General features: G+C 66.6%; 26 protein-coding genes. 11 read left to right on the forward strand and 15 right to left on the reverse strand.

What is annotated here, in order from left to right; translation table 11 throughout:
* Positions 1 to 16: 16 nt before the first annotated feature.
* The 4 genes from ACFVVC_RS11245 to ACFVVC_RS11260 form a co-directional block, all read right to left on the reverse strand.
* On the reverse strand, positions 17 to 2,254 hold the full coding sequence (locus ACFVVC_RS11245; protein WP_387452781.1) for a dipeptide ABC transporter ATP-binding protein: 2,238 nt from the start codon (positions 2,252 to 2,254) through the stop codon (positions 17 to 19).
* Positions 2,251 to 3,240 (reverse strand): ABC transporter permease, encoded by a 990-nt coding sequence (locus ACFVVC_RS11250; RefSeq protein ID WP_018763682.1) that lies wholly within the window; start codon positions 3,238 to 3,240, stop codon positions 2,251 to 2,253. Before ACFVVC_RS11250 ends, ACFVVC_RS11245 begins: the two co-directional genes overlap by 4 nt.
* A gap of 2 nt (positions 3,241 to 3,242) precedes the next feature.
* A complete protein-coding gene (locus ACFVVC_RS11255) occupies positions 3,243 to 4,226 on the reverse strand; it encodes an ABC transporter permease (RefSeq protein ID WP_387452785.1) in 984 nt (327 codons plus the stop codon).
* 356 nt (positions 4,227 to 4,582) lie between these two features.
* Positions 4,583 to 5,194, reverse strand: coding sequence for a TetR/AcrR family transcriptional regulator (locus ACFVVC_RS11260; RefSeq protein ID WP_387452788.1), 612 nt, complete (start codon positions 5,192 to 5,194; stop codon positions 4,583 to 4,585).
* A 121-nt stretch (positions 5,195 to 5,315) separates the two neighbouring features.
* Between ACFVVC_RS11260 and ACFVVC_RS11265 the strand changes: the two genes are divergently transcribed.
* From ACFVVC_RS11265 to ACFVVC_RS11280, 4 genes are all read left to right on the forward strand, one after another.
* Entirely contained in the window at positions 5,316 to 5,873 is a 558-nt protein-coding gene (locus ACFVVC_RS11265) for an NAD(P)H-dependent oxidoreductase (RefSeq protein ID WP_387452790.1), read from the forward strand.
* Between the two features lie 141 nt (positions 5,874 to 6,014).
* Positions 6,015 to 7,307 carry a PLP-dependent aminotransferase family protein gene (locus ACFVVC_RS11270; protein ID WP_387452793.1) on the forward strand — a complete coding sequence of 431 codons (1,293 nt, stop codon included), beginning with the start codon at positions 6,015 to 6,017 and terminating at the stop codon, positions 7,305 to 7,307.
* Between the two features lie 44 nt (positions 7,308 to 7,351).
* Positions 7,352 to 7,780 carry a universal stress protein gene (locus tag ACFVVC_RS11275; RefSeq protein ID WP_387452796.1) on the forward strand — a complete coding sequence of 143 codons (429 nt, stop codon included), beginning with the start codon at positions 7,352 to 7,354 and terminating at the stop codon, positions 7,778 to 7,780.
* A 157-nt stretch (positions 7,781 to 7,937) separates the two neighbouring features.
* Positions 7,938 to 8,273 (forward strand): hypothetical protein, encoded by a 336-nt coding sequence (locus ACFVVC_RS11280; RefSeq protein ID WP_018763688.1) that lies wholly within the window; start codon positions 7,938 to 7,940, stop codon positions 8,271 to 8,273.
* A gap of 37 nt (positions 8,274 to 8,310) precedes the next feature.
* On the opposite strand, the gene ACFVVC_RS11285 is transcribed toward ACFVVC_RS11280, so the two are convergent.
* The 5 genes from ACFVVC_RS11285 to ACFVVC_RS11305 form a co-directional block, all read right to left on the reverse strand.
* Positions 8,311 to 8,928 carry a phosphatase PAP2 family protein gene (locus ACFVVC_RS11285; RefSeq protein WP_387452800.1) on the reverse strand — a complete coding sequence of 206 codons (618 nt, stop codon included), beginning with the start codon at positions 8,926 to 8,928 and terminating at the stop codon, positions 8,311 to 8,313.
* 3 nt (positions 8,929 to 8,931) lie between these two features.
* Positions 8,932 to 10,392 (reverse strand): dihydrolipoamide acetyltransferase family protein, encoded by a 1,461-nt coding sequence (locus tag ACFVVC_RS11290; protein ID WP_387452803.1) that lies wholly within the window; start codon positions 10,390 to 10,392, stop codon positions 8,932 to 8,934.
* A gap of 7 nt (positions 10,393 to 10,399) precedes the next feature.
* Positions 10,400 to 11,380, reverse strand: a complete 981-nt coding sequence (locus tag ACFVVC_RS11295) for an alpha-ketoacid dehydrogenase subunit beta (protein WP_387452806.1) — start codon at positions 11,378 to 11,380, stop codon at positions 10,400 to 10,402.
* The gene (gene pdhA / locus ACFVVC_RS11300) at positions 11,380 to 12,612 is read right to left on the reverse strand and encodes a pyruvate dehydrogenase (acetyl-transferring) E1 component subunit alpha (protein WP_387452809.1); all 1,233 of its coding nucleotides are present in this window, start codon (positions 12,610 to 12,612) and stop codon (positions 11,380 to 11,382) included. The genes ACFVVC_RS11295 and pdhA overlap by 1 nt, the downstream gene beginning before the upstream one ends.
* A gap of 150 nt (positions 12,613 to 12,762) precedes the next feature.
* Positions 12,763 to 13,881, reverse strand: a complete 1,119-nt coding sequence (locus ACFVVC_RS11305) for a histidinol-phosphate transaminase (RefSeq protein ID WP_387452812.1) — start codon at positions 13,879 to 13,881, stop codon at positions 12,763 to 12,765.
* A gap of 104 nt (positions 13,882 to 13,985) precedes the next feature.
* Between ACFVVC_RS11305 and ACFVVC_RS11310 the strand changes: the two genes are divergently transcribed.
* Entirely contained in the window at positions 13,986 to 14,411 is a 426-nt protein-coding gene (locus tag ACFVVC_RS11310) for a phage holin family protein (protein ID WP_387452814.1), read from the forward strand.
* 194 nt (positions 14,412 to 14,605) lie between these two features.
* Positions 14,606 to 15,505 (forward strand): hypothetical protein, encoded by a 900-nt coding sequence (locus tag ACFVVC_RS11315; protein ID WP_387452817.1) that lies wholly within the window; start codon positions 14,606 to 14,608, stop codon positions 15,503 to 15,505.
* Positions 15,506 to 15,532: 27 nt separating this feature from the next.
* On the opposite strand, the gene ACFVVC_RS11320 is transcribed toward ACFVVC_RS11315, so the two are convergent.
* A complete protein-coding gene (locus tag ACFVVC_RS11320; RefSeq protein WP_387452820.1) occupies positions 15,533 to 16,879 on the reverse strand; it encodes a hypothetical protein in 1,347 nt (448 codons plus the stop codon).
* Positions 16,879 to 17,181 carry a hypothetical protein gene (locus tag ACFVVC_RS11325; protein ID WP_387452823.1) on the reverse strand — a complete coding sequence of 101 codons (303 nt, stop codon included), beginning with the start codon at positions 17,179 to 17,181 and terminating at the stop codon, positions 16,879 to 16,881. Before ACFVVC_RS11325 ends, ACFVVC_RS11320 begins: the two co-directional genes overlap by 1 nt.
* Positions 17,182 to 17,349: 168 nt before the next feature.
* On the opposite strand from ACFVVC_RS11325, the gene purB reads away from it, so the two are divergent.
* Together purB and ACFVVC_RS11335 are read left to right on the forward strand one after the other, a co-directional pair.
* On the forward strand, positions 17,350 to 18,792 hold the full coding sequence (gene purB, locus ACFVVC_RS11330) for an adenylosuccinate lyase (protein WP_387452825.1): 1,443 nt from the start codon (positions 17,350 to 17,352) through the stop codon (positions 18,790 to 18,792).
* A 138-nt stretch (positions 18,793 to 18,930) separates the two neighbouring features.
* Positions 18,931 to 19,608 carry a histidine phosphatase family protein gene (locus ACFVVC_RS11335; protein ID WP_387452828.1) on the forward strand — a complete coding sequence of 226 codons (678 nt, stop codon included), beginning with the start codon at positions 18,931 to 18,933 and terminating at the stop codon, positions 19,606 to 19,608.
* On the opposite strand, the gene ACFVVC_RS11340 is transcribed toward ACFVVC_RS11335, so the two are convergent.
* From ACFVVC_RS11340 to ACFVVC_RS11350, 3 genes are all read right to left on the reverse strand, one after another.
* Positions 19,605 to 20,537 (reverse strand): serine/threonine-protein kinase, encoded by a 933-nt coding sequence (locus ACFVVC_RS11340; RefSeq protein WP_387452831.1) that lies wholly within the window; start codon positions 20,535 to 20,537, stop codon positions 19,605 to 19,607. The genes ACFVVC_RS11335 and ACFVVC_RS11340 overlap by 4 nt on opposite strands.
* A complete protein-coding gene (locus ACFVVC_RS11345; protein ID WP_387452834.1) occupies positions 20,534 to 20,881 on the reverse strand; it encodes a hypothetical protein in 348 nt (115 codons plus the stop codon). The genes ACFVVC_RS11340 and ACFVVC_RS11345 overlap by 4 nt, the downstream gene beginning before the upstream one ends.
* A gap of 71 nt (positions 20,882 to 20,952) precedes the next feature.
* The gene (locus ACFVVC_RS11350) at positions 20,953 to 21,468 is read right to left on the reverse strand and encodes a MarR family winged helix-turn-helix transcriptional regulator (protein WP_387452837.1); all 516 of its coding nucleotides are present in this window, start codon (positions 21,466 to 21,468) and stop codon (positions 20,953 to 20,955) included.
* Positions 21,469 to 21,623: 155 nt separating this feature from the next.
* Here ACFVVC_RS11350 and ACFVVC_RS11355 point away from each other — a divergent pair, with 155 nt between their 5' ends.
* Positions 21,624 to 22,127 (forward strand): GNAT family N-acetyltransferase, encoded by a 504-nt coding sequence (locus tag ACFVVC_RS11355; RefSeq protein ID WP_387452840.1) that lies wholly within the window; start codon positions 21,624 to 21,626, stop codon positions 22,125 to 22,127.
* Positions 22,128 to 22,194: 67 nt separating this feature from the next.
* Positions 22,195 to 22,629 (forward strand): acyl-CoA thioesterase, encoded by a 435-nt coding sequence (locus ACFVVC_RS11360; RefSeq protein ID WP_387452843.1) that lies wholly within the window; start codon positions 22,195 to 22,197, stop codon positions 22,627 to 22,629.
* Here ACFVVC_RS11360 and ACFVVC_RS11365 read toward each other — a convergent pair.
* Complete coding sequence (locus tag ACFVVC_RS11365; protein WP_387452846.1) at positions 22,568 to 23,644, reverse strand: FAD-dependent monooxygenase; 1,077 nt, start codon at positions 23,642 to 23,644, stop codon at positions 22,568 to 22,570. The genes ACFVVC_RS11360 and ACFVVC_RS11365 overlap by 62 nt on opposite strands.
* Positions 23,645 to 23,699: 55 nt before the next feature.
* Between ACFVVC_RS11365 and ACFVVC_RS11370 the strand changes: the two genes are divergently transcribed.
* On the forward strand, positions 23,700 to 24,239 hold the full coding sequence (locus ACFVVC_RS11370) for a TetR/AcrR family transcriptional regulator (RefSeq protein WP_387452849.1): 540 nt from the start codon (positions 23,700 to 23,702) through the stop codon (positions 24,237 to 24,239).
* Positions 24,240 to 24,253 lie beyond the last annotated feature (14 nt).

Genomic DNA, 24,253 nt, shown 5'->3' on the forward strand with positions numbered 1-24,253 from the left:
TGGGGTCGAAAAAATCCTAGGGTGCAAGGTGGTCCGCCGGTTCATGGACCACCAGCATGTCCTCATCAATTTCCCCGTCCGGGTAGAAGCAGGCGAATTGCTGGTCCGGCGCAGGCACGGGAGCCTGCTGCAGGGCCTGCACGGCCGCCGAGGGTGCTGCGGCTTCCAGGAGCGGTTCGAGGGTGAGGCATTTTTCCTGCTTCGCGGGCGGCAATGCGGCGAAGACCGGGCAGCGGGTGGCGAAATTGCAGCCTTTGGGGGCCTGCAGCGGGGACGGCAGGTCGCCTTGGAGGATGATGCGTTCGCGGGTCCGTTCCAGCTGCGGGTCGGGGACCGGGATGGCGGACAGGAGGGCACGGGTGTAGGGGTGGCGGGGATTGTCGAAAACCCGGTCCACAGCCCCGATCTCCACGATCTTTCCGAGGTACATCACGGCCACGCGGTTGGAAATGTGGCGAACTACTGACAGGTCGTGGGCCACCAGCAGGTAGCTCAGCCCCAGTTCCGCGCGGAGCTGGTCCAAGAGGTTGATGACGCCGGCCTGGACCGATACGTCCAGGGCGGAGACAGGCTCGTCCAGGACCACCAGTTTGGGGTTCACGGCCAGGGCCCGGGCGATCCCGATCCGCTGCCGCTGTCCACCGGAGAACTGGTTGGGGAAACGGTTGACGTGGTCCGGCTGCAAACCCACGAGCTTCATCAGCTCCATGATCCGCTTCTTGATGGCCGTCCGGTCCATGCCCGCGTTCTGCAAAGGTTCGGCCAGGACCTCGTAGACGGTGAAACGCGGGTCCAGGGCACCTGTGGGGTCCTGGAAGACCATCTGGAGTTCGCGGCGCATCTTGCCCTTGGTCTTGGCATCGGCCGCCTGCTTGTTGCTCAGGCCGCCGATCACCACCTCGCCGTCCTGGTCCGGGTGGAACTCCATGATTTCCAGCAGGGTGGTGGTCTTTCCCGAGCCGGACTCGCCCACGATGGAGAAGCATTCGCCCTCGCGGATGTCGAAGCTCAGCCCGTCAACCGCCTTGACGGTGCCGATCCTGCGCTTGATCAGGGCGCCCCTGGTCAGCGGGAAGTGCTTGCGGACGTCGGTGAGCTGCAGGACGGTGGCCCGTTCCGCCCGCGGGATGGCGTCAAAGCGGGAGACTGGTACCGGCGGGGCGGCGAAGACATCGAGCACGTCCACCGTGCCGCCGAGCGAGCCGGACTTGATGCAGGCGGCGCGGTGCAGTCCATCGCCGTCCACTGGCTCCAGGGCAGGTTCACCGTCCAGGCAGGCGTCCGATGCCAGGGGGCAGCGGGGCGCAAACGAGCAGCCGGTGGGGCTGTGGATCAGGTTCGGCGGCATCCCCTCGATGGGCACGAGCGAGGATTTCTCGGCCACGTCCACGCGCGGAACGGCCCCGAGCAGGCCCATCGTGTAGGGCATCCGCGGGTTGTAGTAGATGTGGTCCACGGCCCCGGTTTCCACCGGCTTTCCCGCGTACATGACCATGATGTCATCGGCCATCCCGGCCACCACGCCCAGGTCGTGGGTGATCATGACGACGGCGGCGCCGGTCTCCTCCTGCGCCTTGTGCAGCACCTCGAGGACCTGGGCCTGGATGGTGACGTCCAGTGCCGTCGTCGGCTCATCCGCGATCAGGACGCGCGGGTTGTTGGCGATGGCGATCGCGATCATCACGCGCTGGCGCATGCCGCCGGAGAATTCGTGCGGGAAGGCCTTGAGCCGGTCCTTGGGGCTGGGGATTCCCACCATGGCCAGGAGTTCGACGGCGCGGGCTTCCTTGGCCTTTTTGCTCATCGCGGGGTTGTGGATGGTGAGCGCTTCGATGATCTGGGTGCCCACGGTGAACACCGGGGTGAGGGATGACAACGGGTCCTGGAAGACCATCGCGAGCTCGTTGCCGCGGTATTCGCACATGGCCTTATCGCTCAGCCCGAGCAACTCACGGCCCTTGAGCCGGACGGACCCGGTGACCTCCGCCGTCGGCGCGAGCAGGCCCATGATGGCCAGGGACGTGACCGATTTGCCGGAACCCGATTCCCCGACGATTCCCAGGGTGCGGCCGGGCAGCAGGTCGAAATCGATACCCCGGACGGCGTGCACAACGCCGTTTTCCGTATTGAACCGGACGTTCAGGTCGCGGACGGACAGGACGGCGTCGCCGGGAGCGTGCAGCCCTGCCACGTGCAGGCGCTCAATGATCGAACGCGACGGGTCCGTGGCTCCGGTGGTGGTTTCGCTGCTCATGGCGTCTTCTTCTCCGCACGGATAGTCCGGGCTTTGGCTTTTTTGGCTTTGCCGCTGGAAGTGGAGCTGGGGTCAAAGGCGTCGCGCAGGCCGTCGTTCATCATGGCCAGCGAGCCGGTCAGCAGGAACATCACGGTCAACGGCACCCAGAACATCCACGGGAAGGTTGAGACCTGGGACGTGGCCTGACCGATCAGCACGCCCAGGCTCACGTCCGGGACCTTGATGCCGATGCCGATGAAGGAGAAGGCGACCTCGGCCAGGATGGCTGCGGTGACCCCGCGGGTGATGTCCAGGATCAGCAGCGAGCCGATGTTGGGCACCAGGTGCCGCCACACGATCCGGCGCGGCGGGACGCCCATGTACTGGGCTGCCTTGACGAAGTCGCGCTGCATGAGGGACATGGACATGGACCGGATCAACCTGGCGGTTCCCATCCAGCTGAACACCAGCAGGACGATGATCAGAAGCAGCCATGAAGGGAGGTCGCGTTTGAGGCCGGCCCCTCCGCCGCTGGTGGCAACAGCCACCACCAGGAGCGCCGGCATCATGATCAGCGCTTCCAGGATGAACAGCATGACCTTGTCCACTTTGCCGCCGAAGTAGGCCATGCTGCAGCCGTAGACGGCGGCGATCAGCACCGACACCAGGCCCACCACCAGGCCGATCAGGATAGAGATCCTGGTTCCTTCCACCGTCATGGCGTAGAGGTCGATTCCCGCCTGCGAGGTGCCGAGATAGTGCTCGCCGGACGGCGGCATCCCGATGTTGAAGGGGTCGATGGTCTCCTTGTCCCACTGGGTGAAGAATCCCCCGATGAACGAGAAGACTGTCAGGGCAACGAAGATAGCCAGGCCCGTCACGGCGGTCTTGTTGCGCAGGAACCGGCGGATGATGATGGTGGACTTGCCAATGACGACGTCCGCGCTTTCCAGGTGCGCGTCCTGCGCCACGGCTGCCGGGTCAACGGCGTTCAGGTTTGTCATGGCTACTGCACCCGCACTCTCGGGTCGACAAGCGTGGTGGCGAAGTCCGCCAGGATGGCGCCCAAGGCGAAGATCACGGAGCCGTATGCGAGCGTGGCGGTGGCGGCATTGACGTCCTGCAGCGAGATGGCGTCGATGCTCCAGGAACCCACGCCGGGCCAGGCAAAAATCTTCTCGGCGAAGAAGCCGCCGGCGAAGATGGCCGGGATGGTGAAGGCGATGCTCTGGGCCACCGGGATGAAGGAAACCCGGAGCGCGTGCCGTGCGATGGCCTGGTTCCGGCTCAGGCCCTTGGCCCTGGCGGTGCGGACGAAATCGGCATTGACGTTGTCCAGCAAGTACTGCCGCTGGGCGATCTGGTAGGCGCCCCAGCCCACCAGGGTGATGGCCACGGTGGGCACCACGTAGTGCGCCATCAGGTCGGCGAACTGCGGCCAGCCCGGGGCAACACCCGGGGTGGAGATGCCCGTGACGAAGAAGATCCGGTCACCGACGGTTTCGTTGATGTTGATGGCACCCAGCTGCACCAGGAAGTAGGCGATGGGTGCGGGCACAATGTAGGCCAGGTAGCTGTAGGACGTGATGACCCGGTCCTGGAACTTGTACTGCCGCGCCGCCGAGTACACGCCCAGGGCGACGCCGATGACAAGGGTGAGGATGATCGAGGCCAGGAAGAGGCGGGAGGAGATCCAGACGCGGTCCCCGAACTCGGCGTTGATGTAGGCGCCGTTGGGGCTCCGGCCCCAGTCCCAGCGGGTGACGATGCCGGTGAGCCAGTCAACGTAACGCTCCCACGGGCTGAGGTCCGGGTCCAGGCCCTTGAGCCGCATGGAGTTGGCAACCTGTTCGGGGGTGGGCCGGGGGATGCGCTCCTGCTCGAGGAGTGCCGGCTTGAGCGAGCTGACAGCCAGGAAGTAGCCGGCGGACGTGGTGAGGAAGATCATCACCACGTAGGTAATGCCGCGCTTGGCGAGGTATTTGAGCATGGGGGGCTATTTCTTCCGCGGCGCCGCCGTGTGCTGGATGGAAAAACACTCCGGTGTCCGCTGGTATGCCATGCCGCCCACATCTACCATCACTGCTGGATCCTTCCGTTTTCCCCGGGCGAGCACGGGTTGTGCCGGCCTCCCCGGGACCTGCGGCCAGCGGATAGCTGGCCTCCCGCCGCCTCTGGGGCTTGCCCTGGTGGACTATGTTGCGGGTCACATTCCAGAGGAAACTATCACAAGCATTAACCCGGGAAGCGCAGTAGTCCCCCGAAATCCCGCGGGCCGTATCAGATCGTTATGAATAGTTCTGTGAAGTTGGCTTGACTGGACGGAAGCGCGTTCCACCGCGTAATCTACGCTCCGCCTGCCACGCGTGTGACAAGTTCGCGCCATGATGCAGCCAGGCGTTCCTTCGTGACGCCGTGCTCCCGGATGAGGTGCAGGAGCCGCTCGGGGTCCAGGGCCGCCGTCAGGGACCCGGCCAGCAGCCCGGGTTCCAGGGACTCGACACCACCGGCCCGCAGCAGCATCTCCACATGCTGGTTCCAGAGGGCCGCCGCCGGGACTTCAAACCTGCCCCGGGAGGCGTTCCCGGCCGCCAGGACCAGATCCCCGTACTCGACGACGTAGGCGATCCTTTCGGCACCGAAGGCAATCAGCCGGTCCAGGGGCGCAGCTCCCGGCCCGAGGGGCGGGGGCCCGAACAGGAAGCGCGCCTGGAAAGCGGCCTCGGAGTCGTCCAGCAGGGTCAGCATGAGTCCCGCACGGCTGCCGAAACGCCGGAAGACCGTGCCCTTGCCCACTCCGGCATGCTCCGCCAGGCGGTCCATGGTGAGCGCCGCGGCGCCGCCCTGTTCGATCAGGTCACGGGCAGCGAGCAGGAGGCGCTCCCGGTTGCGGGCAGCATCGCTGCGTTCCGCGGCCGTCACCGGTGTCATTCCCGGCCGCACTGGGATGGAACTCACAAAGACAGTGTAGCCATGGGGAATATAAGCGGACCGCGGTCCGTTTAGTCTGGTGAAGGCTCCCTGAGCCTGACGTTTCACCGATCGCGGCCCCCCGCCGCACCCCTAGCCAGGAGTTCCCATGACCAAGAGCACAGTACTGACCCTCGTCGGCAGCCTCCGCGCCGAGTCCACCAACCAGAAGCTGGCGGAAGCGATCCAGCTCAACGCACCGGAGCAGGTTGATGTCGTGATCCACGAGAGCCTGGGCAACATCCCCTTCTACAACGAGGACATCGACATCGAAGGCCAGGTGCCGGCCGCAGCCGCCGCCCTGCGCGCCGCAGCCGCGGAGGCCGACACGGTCCTGCTGGTCACGCCGGAATACAACGGCACCGTTCCCGCGACGCTGAAGAACGCCATCGACTGGCTGTCCCGCCCCTTCGGCGCCGGCGCGCTGGCGGGCAAGCCCACCGCCGTCGTCGGAACCGCTTTTGGCCAGTACGGCGGCGTCTGGGCCCAGGACGAGGCCCGCAAGGCCGCGGGCATCGCCGGCGCCCGGATCCTGGAAGACGTCAAGCTTGCCGTGCCGGGCTCCATGGTCCGCTTCGCCGAAGTCCACCCCAAGGACGACGCAGAGGTTGTGGAACAGATCAAGGGCATCTTCGACACCCTCGCCGCTTCCACCCCGGCAGCCTAAGGCAGCCAACTGCCCTTCCGGTGCCCGGTACGCCTCAGGCGTGCCGGGCACCCGCGTTCCGGGAGGCGCCCGCCTCGCCGCCGTAAATAAGGAATCAACAGATGTTGCCCTTCAAGCAACACCTGGCTGTATTCTGGCTCTGTGACCCACGAAACACTTGACGCGTCCGCCGGTACGCTGCCCGCGGAGGCCATCGATGCGATTGAGCGCGCCGCCACCTCGGCACACCGCCACGAGGAGCTCTTCTCGGAACGGGCGGCGAACATCCGCCAGTCAGCCGTCCGGGATGTCTTCGACATTTCGCTGCGCCCTGGCCTGGTCTCGCTGGCCGGCGGCAGCCCCTACCTGCAGTCGCTCCCGCTGGACCGGCTTGCGGACACGGCGGCCGCAATCATCGCCAACGACGGGCTGACGGCACTCCAATACGGGGCAGGCCAGGGCACCGGGGAGCTCCGGGAACAGATCTGCGAAGTCATGGCCGCGGAAGGCATCCTGGATGCAGACCCACGGAACGTGGTGATCACCGCAGGCTCCCAGTCGGCACAGGACGTGGCCACCAAACTCTTCTGCAATCCCGGCGACGTTGTCCTGGTGGAGGACCCCACCTACGTCGGGGCGCTCAACACGTTCGAGGCCTACCAGGTCCAGGTGGAGACGGTGGAGATGGACCAGCACGGCCTGGTCCCGGCGCTGCTGGAAGCGCGGATCGCAGCCCTCCAGCTTGCCGGCAAAAGTATCAAGTTCCTGTACACGATTCCCAACTTCAACAACCCCTCCGGCATCACGCTGGCCAAGGAACGCCGGCAGCAGGTGGTGGATATATGCCGCAGGGCGAATATCCTGGTCCTTGAGGACAATCCCTACGGACTCCTCCGCTTCGAGGGCGAACCGCTGGCCCCCCTGCGCGCCGCCAACCCCGACGACGTCATCTACCTGGGCTCGTTTTCCAAGATCTTCGCCCCCGGCCTGCGGATCGGCTGGGCCCTGGTCCCGGAACACCTGCAGCGGCGCTACTACCTGGCCGCCGAGTCCGTCACCCTCTGCCCGCCGGCCCTGAACCAGATGCTGGTCTCCGCGTACCTGCGCGAGTACGACTGGAAGGGCCAGATCGAAACCTACCGCGGCCTGTACGCCGAACGGTGCCGGGCCATGCTGGCCGCCCTCGAGGAGTACATGCCGGCCGGAACCACCTGGACCAGCCCGGAGGGTGGCTTCTTCGTCTGGGTGACGCTGCCCCAGGGCGTGGACACCTATCCGCTGCTGCACAAGGCAATCGACGCCGGCGTGGTGTTCATCCCCGGAGCCGCCTTCACGCCGTCGGACGAGCCGTCCAACAAGCTGCGGCTCGCCTTCAGCGCCGTTCCCCCGGACGCCATCGCAGAGGGCGTCCGCCGATTGGCGCCGGTGCTTCAGGAAGCGATTGCGGCGCTGTAGCGTAAGGCTCACGAGTGCCGAAGACCGAGCAGAGGAGCATGTATATGGGTGGAATCATCGTTGTAGGAGTTGACGGCAGCGCGACGGCAAAGAAGGCGGCCGAATCGGCAAAGGACCTGGCCGCGGCGCTGGGCGCCTCGCTGCACGTGGTGTCGGCGTTCGACAGCGACAAGACGGAGGTGTTCGGCAGCGGCAGCGACCGCTGGATCGTATCCGACGCCGATGCCGCCGAGCAGGTTGCCCGGACCGTGGCCGAATCCCTGGGCCGCGACATCACGGTGACGTACTCGGCCGCACGCGGACGGCCCGCGGACGCCCTCATCAAGGAAGCCGTCCGTGTGGACGCACGCATGATCGTGGTGGGAAACCGGCGGATGCACGGAATCGGCCGGGTCCTTGGCAGCGTGGCCAACAGCGTGGCGCACAACGCGCCCTGCGATGTCTACATCGCCAACACCTACGACGCCGACTGAGGCGTAACGGCGGACACTCCCCGTGGTGGCGGACATCGCTGCGGGGGGTGTCCGTTCTCACCGCCGAAACGGCGGTCCGGCGCGGCCCGCAGCGATAAAATTGGATAGGCCCCCAAAGGCGTGGACACGTCCAATCCACCTCCAGCAAAGGCCTCCCTTGATTACTCTGCAGCGCCGTCAGCTCGTCGGCCACGACATCCTCCTGGCCCGCCACGGGAACCACATCTCCTCCATGCGGGTGGACCGCAGCAACGGCAGGGTGGTGGCACTGCTCGACGACGGCAGCCTGGACAGCGCGCCCAACCTGATCGCCCCCGGACTGCAGCTGCCGCAGACCGTGCGGAGCGTGCTGCGCGAAGACTGGAAACTCCTCAGCGCCTGGGCCGGTGCGGCCGCCCTGCTGGGAGGGCTGATGACGGCCGCCACCGTGTTCCTCGGCACCAGCGCCGACCCGGCCGTACTCGAAGCCTTCACGGCCTACGCCGCCTACTAGGCCGCACGCCGCCCTCCCCCGTCCCCGGGACGGGCATTCAGCCCACGAGCCAGCCGCGCAGCAGCCACCAGATCCCGGCCATCACCACTCCGCCGAAAAGCGCACCGGCCACCACCTGGGCCAGGGTATGCGCCCGGAGCACAACGCGTGACCAGCAGACCGCAGGTACCAGCACCAGCAGCGGCGCCCAGGCGGCACCGAGCATCAGCACCGATACGACGGCGGCGCAAGATATGGCAGCGGCATGGCCGCTCATTTTCCAGAACGGGCTGACCGCGGCCAGCACCGCGACGCCGCCCACCACCGCCAGGACCATGGCGATCACACTGTGCGGCGCACCTGCCGCTGCGAGGACCAGCAGTCCGACGGCGATGCATGCCAGCGCCATCAGGAGCACGGGCGCGCGCTGCCTGCGGTCGCTCACGTGGTGGTCCGTGACCTTGCCCAGCCGGACCAGGACCAGCAGCACGATCAGCGGAAGCACGCAGACAAACAATGCCGCGAGTGCGCCGTAGCCGATGGTTCCCGGAAACCCCGGCTCGGCCAGCGGGCTGATCAACAGCTGGATGCTGACCACCACCGGCGGCTGGAGTACCTCCGTGACCCAGGTGGCCGCGCGGTTCTTCGCCCGCAGCGGCACGGTGTTGACGGGCACGGCCTAGTCCAGGAGGAGCGCGGGCTCTTCCAGGATGGCCGCGACGTCGGCCATGAAGCGGGCGGACAAATCACCATCCACCACGCGGTGGTCAAAGGATCCGCCCAGCGTGGTGATCCACCGCGGAATCACCTCGCCGTCCAGGACCCACGGCTTCTGCTTGATGGTGCCGAACGCGACGATGGCCACCTCGCCCGGGTTGATGATGGGCGTTCCGGTGTCGATGCCCAGGGCGCCGATGTTGGTGACCGTGAGCGTGCCGCCCTGCATTTCCCCGGGCTGGGTTTTCCCGGCCCGGGCCGTGGTGGCCAGGTTGTTCAGCGCCAGGGCCAGTTCCTTCAGGGACAGGTCTTGGGCGTTCTTGATGTTCGGCACCATCAAACCGCGCGGGGTGGCGGCCGCAATGCCCAGGTTCATGAAGTGCTTGACCTGGATCTCGGCACTGCCGTCTTCGTTGTCCACCCACGACGCGTTCACGCTGGGGTTGCGGGCGGCGGCCCAAATAACAGCCTTGGCCAGGATGAGGAGCGGGGATACCTTGATGCCCTCGAAATCGCGGGAGGCCTTGAGCCGCTTCACGAATTCCATGGTGCGGCTGGCGTCGACGTCCACGAAGATGCTGACGTGCGGAGCCGCGAAGGCCGATTCCACCATCGCCTTGGCCGTGGCCTTGCGGACGCCCTTGACCGGGATACGCTCCACGCGCTGGTCCTGCGGCTTGCCGGCCTTGCCCCAGAAGCCATCAGCCTTGTCCAATTCCTCGTCGCGCTGCGCCTGGTAGCTGACCAGGTCCTCGCGCGTGACCTCACCACGGGAACCGGTGGCCACCACATCTGCGAGGTCGATGCCGAGGTCGCGTGCGATCTTGCGGACGGGCGGCTTGGCCAGGACCCGGTTGACCAGGCCAGTGATGGTGCCGCCCAGCGTGGGGCGGTTGTCCACGGCGGCAGATTCCCCGCCGGTCACCTCAGCGGGCGTCCGCGGCTGCACCGGCTCGACCTCAGGAGCGTTAACCGTCACCGAAGCGGCGGGTGGGTTCTTGCGCGGACGCCGCTTGACGGCGTCGGCCTTGGGTCCGGAACCCACCAAGGGAGCATTCGCGGGGGAGCTCCCGCTGCCGGCCGCTGGCGGCTCTTCTGCCGCGTCCACCGGGAGCTTGCCATACAGCGGCTGCGCCGGGGCCTGCGGCGCGCGGACATCGGCAGGAGTGGGATCGCCGGAGACTTCGTCGCTGACGCTGATGATGGCCGTGCCGACGTCAACGGTCACGCCCTCCTCCACCAGCAGCTCGCTGACGGTCCCGGCAAAAGGGGACGGCAGTTCCACGATCGACTTTGCGGTTTCGATCTCGCAGATCACGTCGTTGATGGCGACGGCGTCGCCCGGCTTGACCTTCCAGGAAACGATTTCAGCCTCGGTAAGGCCCTCGCCGACGTCCGGCAGGTTGAACTTGTTAAGGGTCATGGTGTCCTCAGTAGGAGAGGGCGCGGTCCAGCGCCTCCAGGATGCGGTCGATGTCCGGAAGATAGTCTTCCTCCACCTTGGCAACGGGGTAGGGCATATGGAAACCGCCGATGCGGATTACCGGCGCCTCGAGGGAGTGGAACGCCCGCTCGCTGATCCTGGCGGCAATCTCGCCGCCCACTCCGCCGAACGTGGGAGCCTCGTGCGCGACGATCAACCGGCCGGTCTTCAAGACGGACGCGGTGACGGTGTCGAAATCGATCGGGGAGATGGACCGGAGGTCGATGACCTCAAGGCTCCTGCCGTCCTCCTCCGCGGCATTCGCTGCCGCCAAAGCCACCGGCACCAGGGGGCCGTACGCGACCACGGTGGCGTCGGTTCCCTCCCGAAGGACGTGGGCCTTGAAGGGGTCTTCCGAGGGGCCGGGACCCTGCACGTCCACATCGCCCTTGAGCCAGTAGCGCCGCTTGGGTTCGAAGATGATCACCGGGTCCTTGCACTCCACGGCCTGCTGGATCATCCAGTAGGCGTCATGCGGGTTGGACGGGGTGATGATGCGCAGGCCGGCCGTGTGCGCGAACAGCGCCTCGGGGGACTCGGAGTGGTGCTCGATGGAGCCGATGCCGCCGCCGTAGGGGATCCGGATGACGACGGGCACGCTGAGGTTGCCGCTGCTGCGCGAATGGATCTTGGCCAGCTGGGTGGTGATCTGGTTGAAGCCGGGGAAGACGAAGCCGTCGAACTGGATCTCGCACACCGGGCTGTACCCGCGCAGGGCCAGGCCTATCGCGGTGCCGATGATCCCGGACTCGGCCAGCGGCGTGTCCACGACCCGGTCGGGGCCGAATTCGCCGATCAGTCCGTCTGTTACCCGGTAGACCCCGCCTAGGGGGCCGATGTCCTCGCCCATCAGGAGCGACTTGGGGTTGGCCGCCAGCGTGGCGCGGAGGCCTTCGTTGATGGCCTTCGCGATGGTCATGGTGGTCATCAGTGGCCTGCCTTTGCTGCGTGCCCGGCGGACTCGTCCTCGCCGGCAAATCCTGCGCTGTATTCCTCGAACCACGCCAGTTCCTCGGCCACCAGCGGGTGCGCTTCGGCGTACACGTTGGCGAACGCCTGCCGGATGTCCGGGTCCTGAAGGTCGTGGGCGGTGCGCCGGACGTAGGAGGCGAGCTCGTCGCCGTCGGCCTTGACCTTGGCGAAGAAGTCGTCATCCGCCAGCCCTTCGGCACGAAGGTACTTCTCCAGCCGCGCCAGCGGATCCTTGGCCCGCCATGCGTCCTCTTCGGCGGACTGGCGGTACTTGGTGGGATCGTCGGCGGTGGTGTGCGCCCCCACCCGGTACGTGAAGGCCTCGATCAGCACCGGCCCGTTGCCCTGGCGGGCGTGCTCCAGCGCCCACTCGGTGACCGCGTGCACGGCGATCACGTCGTTGCCGTCCACCCGGATGCCCGGAAAGCCGTACCCCTTGGCCCGGTTGGAAAGCGGGACCCGGGTCTGGACGTTGGTGGGCACGGAGATGGCCCAGTGGTTGTTCTGGCAGAAGAACACCACCGGGGCGTTGTAGGAGGAGGCGAACACCATGGACTCGTGGACGTCCCCTTCGGAGCTGGCGCCGTCGCCGAAGTAGGCGATCACGGCGGCGTCCGGTTGCTTGCCTGCACCTCCGGTTGCGGCGGCGAGCTTCTGGTCGCGCTGGATTCCCATCGCGTAGCCCACGGCATGGAGAGTCTGTGCGGCCAGGACCAGCGTGTACAGGTGGAAGTTGGTGTCCTTGGGGTTCCAGCCGCCGTTGGAGACTCCGCGGAACTGCCGCAGCAGTTCCGCAAGATCCACGTTGCGGGTCAAAGCTACGCCGTGCTCGCGGTACGTGGGGAAGATGTAGTCCTGTGGCTGGCTGGCACGGCCTGAGCCGATCTGCGCGGCTTCCTGGCCCGTGAGCGGCACCCACAATGCCAGCTGGCCCTGGCGCTGGAGGGCGGTGGCTTCGACGTCGAACCGGCGGATCGCGGCCATGTCGGCGTACAGGCCGCGCAGCGCGTCCGGGGTGAGTTTGTCCGCGTAGCTGCTGAACACCGGATCGGCGCCCAGCTTCCCGTCGGGGCCGAGCAGCTGCACCATGTGGGCCGCGGGCGCGCCCAAGACAGCTTCAGCATCAGCTTCCCGCTGGTCGTCTACCGCTGTTCCGTCGAACTCGGTGGAAGGCAGATGAGTGCCCATACCGTCTCCTTGCTTGCCGCATCCGGATGCAATGCAAATGTCGCTGGGATATATGCCGCAAAAGGAATACATTCCGCTTGCGGCATATACATTGGCTTACTGATCCTAACTTTATCTTCGGTAGGTAGCGGAAGGGCTACTTGTTAAGTGCTAGGAACTGGCCGTCGCCTTTGTATAGTCGGCACACAACTGGAGAAAACGCGTGTTGGCTTCGGCCTCCCCGATACTTACCCTCACACCCTCGCCGGGAAACGCCCGCACGGAAAGGGCGCGTGTCCCGGCAAACTCCGCAAATACAGTACTTTCGGCACCGAGGGCGAGCCACACGAAGTTGCCCTGCGCATCGGGGATGTCCCAGCCGAGATCCCGCAGGCCGGTGGTGACGCGCGCCCTTTCATCGACGAGCTTTTGTACCCTTTCCACAACCTGGCCGTAGTTCTCGAGCGAAACAATTGCCGCCCGCTCCGCAATTTGGGACACCGCGAACGGTGTGGCGGCGATCCGAAGGTACTGGGTCAGTTCGGGATGGGACACGCTGTAGCCGACTCGGAGTCCTGCCAGGCCGTGGGCCTTGGAGAACGTCCGAAGCACCACCACATTGGGGTATTTCCGGTAGAGGTCAATCCCGTCCACGGCATCTGCCGCCCTGACGAACTCCTGGTAGGCCTCGTCGATCACCACCACCACATCGGCGGGAACGGACCGGAGGAATGCCTCGGTCTCGGCTGCCGTGAGGGCAGGTCCGGTGGGGTTGTTGGGTGTGCAGAGGAGGATGACCCTGGTGCGGGCGGTGACTGCGGCCGCCATGGCGTCCAGGTCATGCCGGCCGTCCGGCAGCACGGGAATGCGCACACTTTCCGCACCGGCAAGGCCGACGCTGATGGGATAGGCCTCAAAGGAGCGCCAGGCATAGATCACTTCATCGGCTTTGCCGTCCTCATTCTGCCCGGCGAAGGCAGCGAGGATCTGACCCAGGGCCCCCAGGCTTCCCGCGCCGGTCACGATGTCCTCGGCCGGCACACCCAGGAACCCGGCGAGCGCAGCCCGCAGCTTGCTGCTTAGTGGATCCGGGTACCGGTTGAAGTCATCCTGCCTGGCGATCGCCTCCAGGACCGCAGGAATCGGCGGCAGCGGGTTCTCGTTGGATGACAACTTGTAACTGGCAAGTCCGCTGACGGCGGCGGGCGGTTTTCCTGCGGCGTAACGGGGCAGCCGGTCCAGCACCGGGCGCGGCGCGATTCCGCCTGCCCTGGTCTCAGATGAGGTCATGGTTCCAGCCTACTTCGCGGCTGCCGGAGGCACCCGGGAGGCAAACCCTGAAATCCAGCCCCACACCCCAAGCCGCCCCACTGGCCATGTGGAAGCATGGTGTCATGGGTTCATTCATCCTTCGCGTCATCGTCAACGCAGCAGCTCTCTGGGTGGCCAGTTGGGTATTGCCGGGAATGGACATCTCAAGCACCGCGGCATCCGATGCGGTGGCGCGGTCCGGGATATCGCAGGATACCGGCACCATCGGGATTGTCCTTGCCTACCTCTTCATCGGCCTCATCTTCGGGGTGGTCAACGCCTTTGTGCGGCCACTGGTAAGGCTCCTGGCCCTGCCCATCACCATCCTGACGCTTGGCCTGTTCGCCATCGTCATCAACGCCGCCATGCTTTACCTGACCGCATGGATCAGCAGTTACACCCCCGTGCACCTCACCATTGATTCCTTCTTCTGGACCGCGGTGCTGGCCGCCATCATCATATCCCTGGTCTCCCTGGTGGCGGGCATCCTCCCGGGCGGACGGCGCTGAGCCCGGCCGTCCGGGACCTGCCCACCCAAGTAGGGGTAACGCCCGAACCAAGTACACGGCAGGTGCGCCTCCGCTAAAACCCGCCGAAACTGCAGTACCGGCCACCCATGACCCGCGGGACGCAGCCTCCTAGGCTGCTGCCAGTTGGGCCGCCGAGTGGCCCATCGCTGTCAGTTTCTGGAACGGGGGCATCAGTGAAGGCCAAAAGGATCCTGGTTGCGGCCTGCCTGCTGTTCGCCTGGCAGGCCGGCCCGGCACACGGGGCAGTCGCAGCAGGGGCGGCGCCTGGCGACGAGGCGGTGCTCGGCAACGACATCTCGTGGCCGCAATGCGGCGGCAGCCTGCCCGGACCGCCGGCCTTCGCGGTGGTTGGGGTGAACGGCGGGCGGCCGGACACGGTCAATCCGTGCCTGTCCTCCCAGCTGGGCTGGGCGGACCGCACTTCCGATGCCGCCGCAGGAACTCCGGCAGCGGTGTATGTGAACACCGCCGCAACCGGGCCGGTGGAATCCTTGTGGTGGCCGGCTGGCAACCCGTACCAAGGCAACGACGTGGGCAACCCCTACGGAGCGTGCGACGGCACGGCATCCCCGGCCTGCGCCTACGTCCACGGGTACGCCATGGCCTTCAACGACGTCGTGATCCTGAAAGAAGCAGGCGACGGCGCGGTGCGGCACATGTGGTGGCTGGATGTCGAAACCGGGAACAGCTGGCTCTGGGACAAGGCCGCCAACGCCGCCGAGCTGGAAGGCATGGCCGCATACCTGAAAAGCACGGGCGCGGACGTCGGGATCTACTCCACGGCGTATCAATTCGGCGAAATCGTCGGCGCCATCAGTCCGGGAAGCAACCTCTCAGGCCTTAAGAGCTGGCTGGCGGGTGCGGAATCCACTCCCACTGCGCAGGAGCTGTGCGGGGCCGCTCCCCTCACGCCCGGCGGGACGGTCGCCCTGACCCAATTCACTGACGGGGACCTCGACTACAACTACCGGTGCCCCGGTGCCCCGGCCCCCGCGGCGCCGCTGCCGGTCCCGCCGCCGGAGCCCGCACCGCTCGATACCCACGCCGCGATGCACGCCGCGCAGATCTCTTGAGCTGCCACGGGGGCCGCAAACACCTGCCTACTTTGCACCCCGTTGAGGATTTCCCGAAAAGGGATCCCTTCGGTCCATGGACGGAGGGGGCGGCGGGGGCTTTGACAAGGAGAAGCGGGTGGCAGTAGCAACACCGCCAGCACCCAGCACACCACCCAGCACCGCAGTGGACTGGGCCAGCGACGGGTCCTTGCTGGCACCCACCAGGGCTGCCGCTTCCTGATAGCCCGTCAGGCTGTGCCCGGGTCCCAGGCCGGCGTCTTCTCCCCCGCGCACGTACAGGTCATTGGTCACGGTCACGGTGACCTGGTTCCTGCTGTCCCGGTTCGGTAAGCCATCACTGCCGGGCACCCAGTCCGTGCGGTGTTCCAGGTGGAGCGTGCTGACATCGGGGGGAGGCGTTATGCGCGATATGGGCGATCCCGCAGTCAGGACATATTTCATGTCGTACTCGTTGCGGAACTCCTTGTCCGCCGCAAGGTTCATGGCATGGATTCCACCCTGGCTGTACCCCACCGCCACGACGTCCGCTCCCGGCTCGGCGCCCGCCTCCCGGAGTGCCTGCAGGACAGCGGCATTCACCTGCTCGGAGTTGCTGCCCAGGCCGTCGACAATGCCGGAGAGGTCGAACGGATTGGTGCCTTCGTCGTCGTCGTTCACCTGGGTCCCGGGAATGACCGCAACGTACGCCTTGCCGCCGCCGGTATCCACCTCGATAACTTCGATGTAGCCGCTGCCGCGCTCCTCGATCAGCCGGACCCGCTCAAGCAGGCCGGCGGGAGTGGCATCGAGATGGATGGGCACGCTCTCTTCCTGCCTGACTGCCACCGGCCCAGGGCGCAAGGAGGGGACGAGCCATCCAACCCCCGGCTTGATCGCGGGAAGGACGGTTATGGCATTCGCCACCAGCTTTTCGGTGGCGGCACCGTTGAGGAATCCCGTGCGCCAAAAGTCGATGTGCTTCTGAAGCTCCACCGCGGGAGGGGACATGCCCAGCCTCCCCTGCATGTGGGCATTCGATTCTGCGATTTCATAATCCCAGCGGCAGCTGCGCACCTGCCCACTGATCCGCTGCAGTTCCAGACGGACTTTCTGCACCGCATCCCTGGCCTCTCCCACGGCGATCAGCGCCGCGGTGCCCGTGGAACGCGGCTGGTTCTGGTAAGGACCGAGGTCCTGCCATGCGCCGAAAAGTTCGGACTCGACGGCGGCGAGACGGCCGGCGAGACCATCCAGCTTGGCGGCACCCGTCTCCAGTTCCTCCAGCTGCACGGTGATGCCACCTACCCCGCCCGAAACTGTCAGGATGCCGTCCAGGGGCGGTGGTGAAACGTGGATGGGACCTCCTGAACCGGAGGGTGTCACATCGGCCATCAGAACCGGCTGCCCGGCGAGCACTCGGCCGTCAGTGCTGCGCTGGCGTGGGCGGCCACCGCGGCAGACGCCTCCCGCAGCCGGTCAAGCGCCCTGCGGACCGCCACCGCCTGCAGGCTGACCGAATCGCGGTATGCCTGCCCGGCAGGTGATTCCCAGTTCGCCAACTGGATCTCCTGGAAACCTGCGAGCACGTCGTCCGCCATGTGACAGCACTGCGCCACCCTTCGCCCCAGTTCCTGAATTTCAAGGCTGACGCCCAGCCCGTTGCCCCAGATTCCGTCCGTCAAATCGTTCCCCATGGCCTCTCCTGCCCTGCCTTCCGGGCTGTTGATACCCGCGCCCCACCACCTGCCATCCCAACGGTAGGGACACCGGACGCGGCGGGTAAGGGCCGCCGTCGGCTATGTGGAGAAGTAACGTGCGCTGCCCGCTTAAGGCGCTGCCCGACTTCGTGAAAGAATCAGCACATGCCTGAAACTGCCGCCACAGCTGACACCCGTACGCCCTCAGGACGCCTGGCCCTCGCCACGTCGCCGGAAAAAATCGCGCTCGGACCCCTCGACGGCCGCTACCAGCCCGCCGTCGCGCCCCTGGTCGATTACCTGTCCGAGGCTGCACTGAACCGGGACCGCGTGGCCGTAGAAGTGGAATGGCTCATCCACCTGACCAGCAACAACGTCCTTCCAGGCGCCGGCCCGCTGAGCACGGAACAGCAGGACCAGCTCCGCGCTGTCGTCACTGAGTTCGACGCCGCCTCCGTGGCCGAGCTCGCAGAGATCGAGGCCGTCACGGTCCACGACGTGAAGGCTGTGGAGTACTACATCGGGCGCCGCCTGCCCGCCATCGGCATCGAAAACCTGACCGCCATGGTCCACTTCGGCTGTACCTCGGAGGACATCAACAACCTGTCCTACGCCCTCGGCGTCAAGGGAGCTGTGGAGGACGTGTGGCTGCCTGCCGCCCGCAAGCTCGTGGCGCAGATCAGCACGATGGCAGAGGAAAACCGCGCAGTTCCCATGCTGTCACGCACGCACGGCCAGCCTGCCACCCCCACCACCCTGGGCAAGGAACTGGCCGTCATCGCGCACCGCCTGGGGCGCCAGCTGGACCGCATCGCCCGGACCGAATACCTGGGCAAGATCAATGGCGCCACCGGTACCTATGCCGCCCATGTGGCCTCCGTCCCGGGTGCTGACTGGCAGGAGGTGTCCAAGTCGTTCGTTGAGGGGCTGGGCCTCACCTGGAACCCCCTGACCACCCAGATCGAAAGCCACGACTGGCAAGCCGAGCTGTACGCCGACGTCGCCCGCTTCAACCGGATCCTGCACAACGTCTGCACCGATATCTGGAGCTACATCTCCATCGGCTACTTCGCGCAGATCCCCGTTGCCGGCGCCACGGGCTCCTCCACCATGCCGCACAAGGTCAACCCCATCCGGTTCGAAAACGCCGAGGCCAACCTGGAGATCTCCTCCGGCCTGCTGGACGTCCTGGGTTCCACCCTGGTCACCTCCCGCTGGCAGCGCGACCTCACCGACTCCTCCAGCCAGCGCAACATCGGCGTCGCTTTCGGCCATTCCCTGCTCGCCATCTCGAACGTTGCCAAGGGGCTGGAGCGCCTGGACGTTGCCGAGGACGTGCTGGCAGGCGACCTGGACACCAACTGGGAAGTCCTGGGCGAGGCCATCCAGATGGTCATGCGCGCCGAGGCGATCGCCGGTGTCGAAGGCATGGAGAACCCGTACGAACGGCTGAAGGACCTCACCCGCGGCCACCGCGTGGACGCCGCCCGCATGCAGGAATTCGTGCAGGGCCTGGGCCTGTCCCCCGAGGCCGAAGCCCGGCTCTTGGCCCTCACGCCGGGCAAGTACACGGGCATCGCTGACCAGCTGGTGGACCACCTGAAGTAAAGCCCGCAGCAGGGCAGGAGCGTACGACGGCGGCGACGGGCCTGGGAGGGTCCGGCGCCGTCGTCGTATCCCGGCTTGCGTGCCGGGCTGCCGCTGCGGTGCGTGAACCGGTGTCCGATCGGGTGGGAAACTGGAACCATGAAGTTGCTCCTGATCCGCCATGGCGAAACCCCCGGCAATGTCCTGGGCCAACTGGACACCGACCATCCCGGTCCCGGGTTGACCGAGCTGGGTGAACGACAGGCCGAGGCCATGGCACGGGCGCTGTCCAACGAGCGCATCGGGGCACTCTACGCCTCCACGCTGATCCGGACGCAGATCACCGCCGCCCCGCTGGCCCGGCTGCACTCCCTGGATATCAAGGTCCTCGATGGGCTGCATGAAATCGAGGCCGGCTCCCTGGAGAAGCTCACGGACCACGAATCCCACAAGCGCTACATGGGGACCGTTATCTCCTGGGCCGCAGGGAACCTGGACCAGCGCATGCCGGGGGGACCCGACGGCCACGCCTTCTTCGACCGCTTCGACGCTGCGATCGCGAACGTGGTGGAGCGGGCGGTGCGGGCACAGCACGGCACGGCGGCCGTGGTCAGCCACGGCGCCGCCATCCGTACCTGGGCCGGCCTGCGGGCCCGGGGTGCAGGCCACGAGTTTGCGGCCCGGCACATCCTGGCGAACACCGGAATCGTGGCGGTCGAAGGCAGTCTGGACGGCGGGTGGCACCTGATCCACTGGGATGGCAGCCCGGTAGGCGGCCTTGCCTTGGCCGACCCGACCGCAGAGGATCCGACCGGCCGGGACGTCACGGCTCCCTAGAGCTGCTGCCGGTGCCGCCGGCCGGGGAAGATCCGCCGCGTCCTGCACGGGTTGCCCTGGTTGCCCCGCGGAACCGCCGGGACCAGCTGCGCCGCCATCGCGGCGGCGTCCGCCGACGTCGGCCTCTCGCTGGCGTCCATCGCGGTCAGGGCGCGCAACAGGACGGCCCAGTCGCCCAGGTGGTCCGGGACCTTCGGGGACCTCAGGGTCCGGGCCACGAGCGATTCGATCGCCGTCCCCGGGAACGCTTTGGTCCCGGTGAGGAGCTCCAGGAGGACCAGGCCCATGGCATAAACATCCCACGACGGGTCCGCCACCTGGCCGGAGGCCTGCTCGGGACTCATGTAATGCACTGTTCCCGAGGAGATCCCCGGTTCGGGGGCAGACCCTGCAGCCGCAGCAATTCCGAAATCGATAATGCGGACCGGGCTCCTCCGCAGGCCGCTCAGCATCAGGTTGGCCGGCTTGATGTCCCGGTGCACCAGGCCCCTGGAATGAAGGTGCGCCAGCGCACCGAAGAAGCCGCGCGCCCACACGGCAATATCTGCCGGGGGCAGGCTCTGCATCCGAATGGCCTCCGCGAGGCTTGTCCCGAGGGCCAGTTCTTCGATCAGGAAGGCATGCCCGGCGGAGGGCCCGCCCGCAGGCATGACGCCGCCGGCAATAAACCTCACGATGGAGGGGTGGTCAAGCCCGGCCAGGACTGCCGCTTCGTTATGGATCCGCTGCTGGTGCTTCCGGTGGCCGGCGGTGGCGATCTTGACGGCGGCATCGGGGCCGCCGTCCAAGTCAACGGCACGGAAGACCTGGGCGGCGGATCCGCGGCCCAGGCGTTCGCCCAGCCGGTACCGGCCGGCCAACACCACGCCTGCGGCCGGACCGGGGGGATGCTGGGCTGCCGCGGGCATCACCGTCCCGACGGCGGTCATGCCGGGAGGACAGTTGAGGAGGATCCCTGGCGGGAAGCACCCGCTGTTCGTTTGTGGGCACCGCTGGCAGGCCACGCATCGAGTTGGAATCCGCAGCCGCAACGCCACACGGGCGGAAGTTCAATGCCTTCGCCGCGGACGGGCGCGAAGGTGTAGCTGGCGCCCTCGGGTCCCACAGCGGGAGTGACCAACTGCATTGCCGTCCCACAGTGGACCGCGGACTTTCCCTGCGGCGCGGAATTGCCGGCCAGGGACGGTCGCATCACGTGGAAACTGGTCAGGACGGCCGCATCGTCGCGGGGATCAGGCGGTGAAACTTCGGTGAAAGTAACCAACTCACTCACGACTCCGTTGGGAAGCAGCATCGGGGAACAATCGTAAGCTTACATATAACTAGTTGATCTAGCTAGTCCGCCTAGCTAATCTTTTTCTTTTCCCCGTCATGCGAAGCGAGGGCCTCCGTCATCCGCTGCAGGAACTCGACCACGACGCGCGCTTCCTCGGCAGAAAGGCTTTCCGCGACGGACATCATCCGGCGATGCATGGCCCCCAGCGTTTCGCGGACTTCCTTGTCCGACTCCCCCGTGGCGATGACCACCACGGAGCGCCGGTCAGTGGGATGGGCTTCACGCCGGACATGGCCGCTGGCGACCAGCCGGTCGATCAACGACGTGGTGGAAGCGCTAGTAATATTGAGGAACTGGCTCAGGTCCTTGGGGACCACTTTCTTGCCGGCTGCCTGCACCCGCAGCAGGTACCGCAGGGCGAGGATGTCGGTTTCGCCCATGCCCATGGAGTCCCTTGTGGTGCGGCGTATTTCCGTCTCAGCCGACCGGTAGTCGCGGAGCGACTTCAACACGGCGGCACTGTAGTCCAGCTGCCCGTCAGGTCCATACCAGTAGCCGGAGCCCTCGTTGCCCGTAGAAACCATAAAATCATTCTAGACCAACTGATAACTAGCCTGCCAAGCAACTTACCTGCAAGCGGCGGACCGGCGTTATCCAGGTGCTTACCGCCAGGAAACACCCGCGTAATCCCCGGCACCTAGCCTTGTCAGGCATACCCCTCCGGCGAATCGAGGCAGATATGCAGACAAACCCCAGGCTGAACATCAGGCAGGTGTCCTGGTCCAACCCCGTGGGCGCCGATCTCCGCCGCGCGCAGCAGGCCGAACTCGACGCCCGCTTTGGCCGGCCCGACCACGAACCCGGCCCGCCGCCGTCGGGCGCCGACTGCGCTGTCTTCCTGGTGGCGTATGACAAAGGCTCGGGCCAGCCCGTGGGCTGCGGCGGGCTGCGGCTCCTGGACGGGGCGACGGCGGAGATCAAACGGCTCTACGTGCTGCCCTACACCCGTGGTTCAGGCGTCGCCAGCTCCATCCTGGCAGCACTCGAAGCGGAGGCCTTCAAGCAGGGCATCACTCGCATCAAGGCGGAAGCCGGATCCGCCCAGCCCGACGGCAGGAATTTCTACGAAAACTCCGGCTTTGACGCGATTCCGAATTTCGGGCCATATATCGGGGTGCAGCACTCCTATTGCTACGCCAAGAGCATCAACGCCCGCAGCGCCGCCCACACGGCCATGGCTTAGGAACGGACGGGCACCGCGGGCCCGTCACAGTGGGGGCGCCCGCAGCGCGTTCGGCTAACCTCAGCCTATGGAAACAGCAGACATCACGTTCCGCACCCGCAAATGGGTCAGGCCCGAGGACCTCAACGCCAACGGGACGCTCTTTGGTGGGAGCCTGCTGAAGTGGATCGACGAAGAAGCCGCGATCTATGCGATCCTCCAGCTGGGAAACGGCCGAGCCGTCACCAAATACATCTCAGAGATCAACTTTGTCAGCTCCGCAGTGCAGGGAGACCTCATCGAAATGGGCCTCACGGCCACCCGGTTTGGCCGGACCTCGCTGACCATGCGGGCCGAGGTCCGCAACATGATCACCAGGCAAAGCATCCTCACCATTGAAGAGATCGTCTTCGTGAACCTGAACGCCGCCGGCAAACCCGAACCGCACGGTTACACGGAGATCACTTACGACCGGGACCGGATCCCCACCCACCACCTGACGGATACGCTGCAGCAGGACTGAGCGAAGCGGCGAGGTTGAGGAGTCCGTCACGCAGCGGCTGGCCACGTTCAGCAAGGGAAACCCGCATCATCGCCGCGGACCCCACACTGAGGGCGCGGGTACGCAGCCGGCGCTGTCGGTCGTAGTCGGCGAGCGCCTTGTCCCGCGGCAGGCTGTTCAGCAGATCCGCCAGGACCACGGCATCCACCAGCGATTCACAGGCGCCCCGGCCGAGGTTGGGCGTCATGGCATGCGCCGCGTCCCCCACCAGCACCGCCGCAGCGCGGACATAGGACCGCAACGGAGGCACAGTCCAGATCCTTTGGGCCAGGGAAAGCTCCGGACGCGCGGTGGCCAGCACCTGCCGGATGGCGGGAGCGTGGCCCGCGAAGCGCCGCCGCGCCTGCGTGAGCGCTTCTTCCACGTCTATTCCCGTGGGGCCGAGCGTGGACCGCCAGCTCCCGTACCAGTTGGTTCCGCCCGGGGCGGCGGCAATGCCGAAGAGGTCTCCCCGTCCCCAGTACTCCCCCACCGCGCCGGTTTCGACCGGGGAAGGAATAGTACCGCGGACAGCGATGGCGGAAGTCAGCCTGGCATCCGTTGCTGTACCCCACACTTCGCGGCGGACCACGCTGTGCACCCCGTCGGCCCCTACCAGCAGCCCGTCCCCCGGAGGCAATTGCCGAACATGGGCAGCCACCCTGCGGACGGTTCCGGGCACGGCCCCGTCCAGCAGCCGCAACAGGTCCACCCGGGAAATTCCGAACAACTCCCCGCCGCGGACGGTAACCCAGGGCTTGCCGGCGGCATTGCGGATGGATCCGTTTCCCAGTACCGGGCTCACCGCGCGCGCCCGGGCCAGGACACCCACCCGCGCCAGCGCACGCTGCGCGTTGGGCCACATGGCAAGCACGGTGCCCACCGCGGGGAGTTCGGGGCGCTTTTCGAAGATCGACACTTCGTAACGGGAAGGGTCCAGGCAGGCCGCCAGGGCCAGGCCAGCGATGCCGCCGCCCACGATCGAGATCGCTTCCATGCAGGCAATTCTACTACTTTTGTAGTGGCGTGGAAGAGGCACTTACACTGGGCGCATGCCTGACCGCCGCACGGAACTGATGGACGCCGCCCTGGGGGTGGTGGCGGACAAGGGAATGAAAGGCCTGACCCACCGCGCCGTCGACGCCGCCGCCGGACTTCCGGAAGGCACCACGTCCAACTACTTCCGGAGCCGGGCAGCCCTCGTGGAGGCCGCGCTGGACCGCCTCCTGCAGCTTGATGCCGGACTGCTGCGCGAGGCCGGTCCCGCCGGACCGCCGCCGGGTATTCCGGAACTGGCGGACCAGCTGGCCGCCATGGTGCTCGCCCTGGCCCGGCAGCACGCCGGCCTCACGCGGGCGCGGCTGGCCCTTTCGCTGGACCGGCCCGAGGCGGTGACCGCCGGCCACTACCTGCTGGTGGGCGGGTTGGAGCAAGCCCTGGAACATTTGGGAGTAGCGGGCGCGGCAGGGCGGGCGCGGGACGTCGCCGATTACGCCGACGGCTTGTTGCTGCACCTGCTCACCGTCCGCCGGGACCAGCAGCCCGACCCCGCCGCAACCGCAGCGGCGATCCGCCGCTTGCTGGCCCCGTAAAGCGGACCCGGCAG

This window comes from Pseudarthrobacter sp. NPDC058196, assembly GCF_042882685.1.
Lineage (GTDB): Bacteria > Actinomycetota > Actinomycetes > Actinomycetales > Micrococcaceae > Arthrobacter.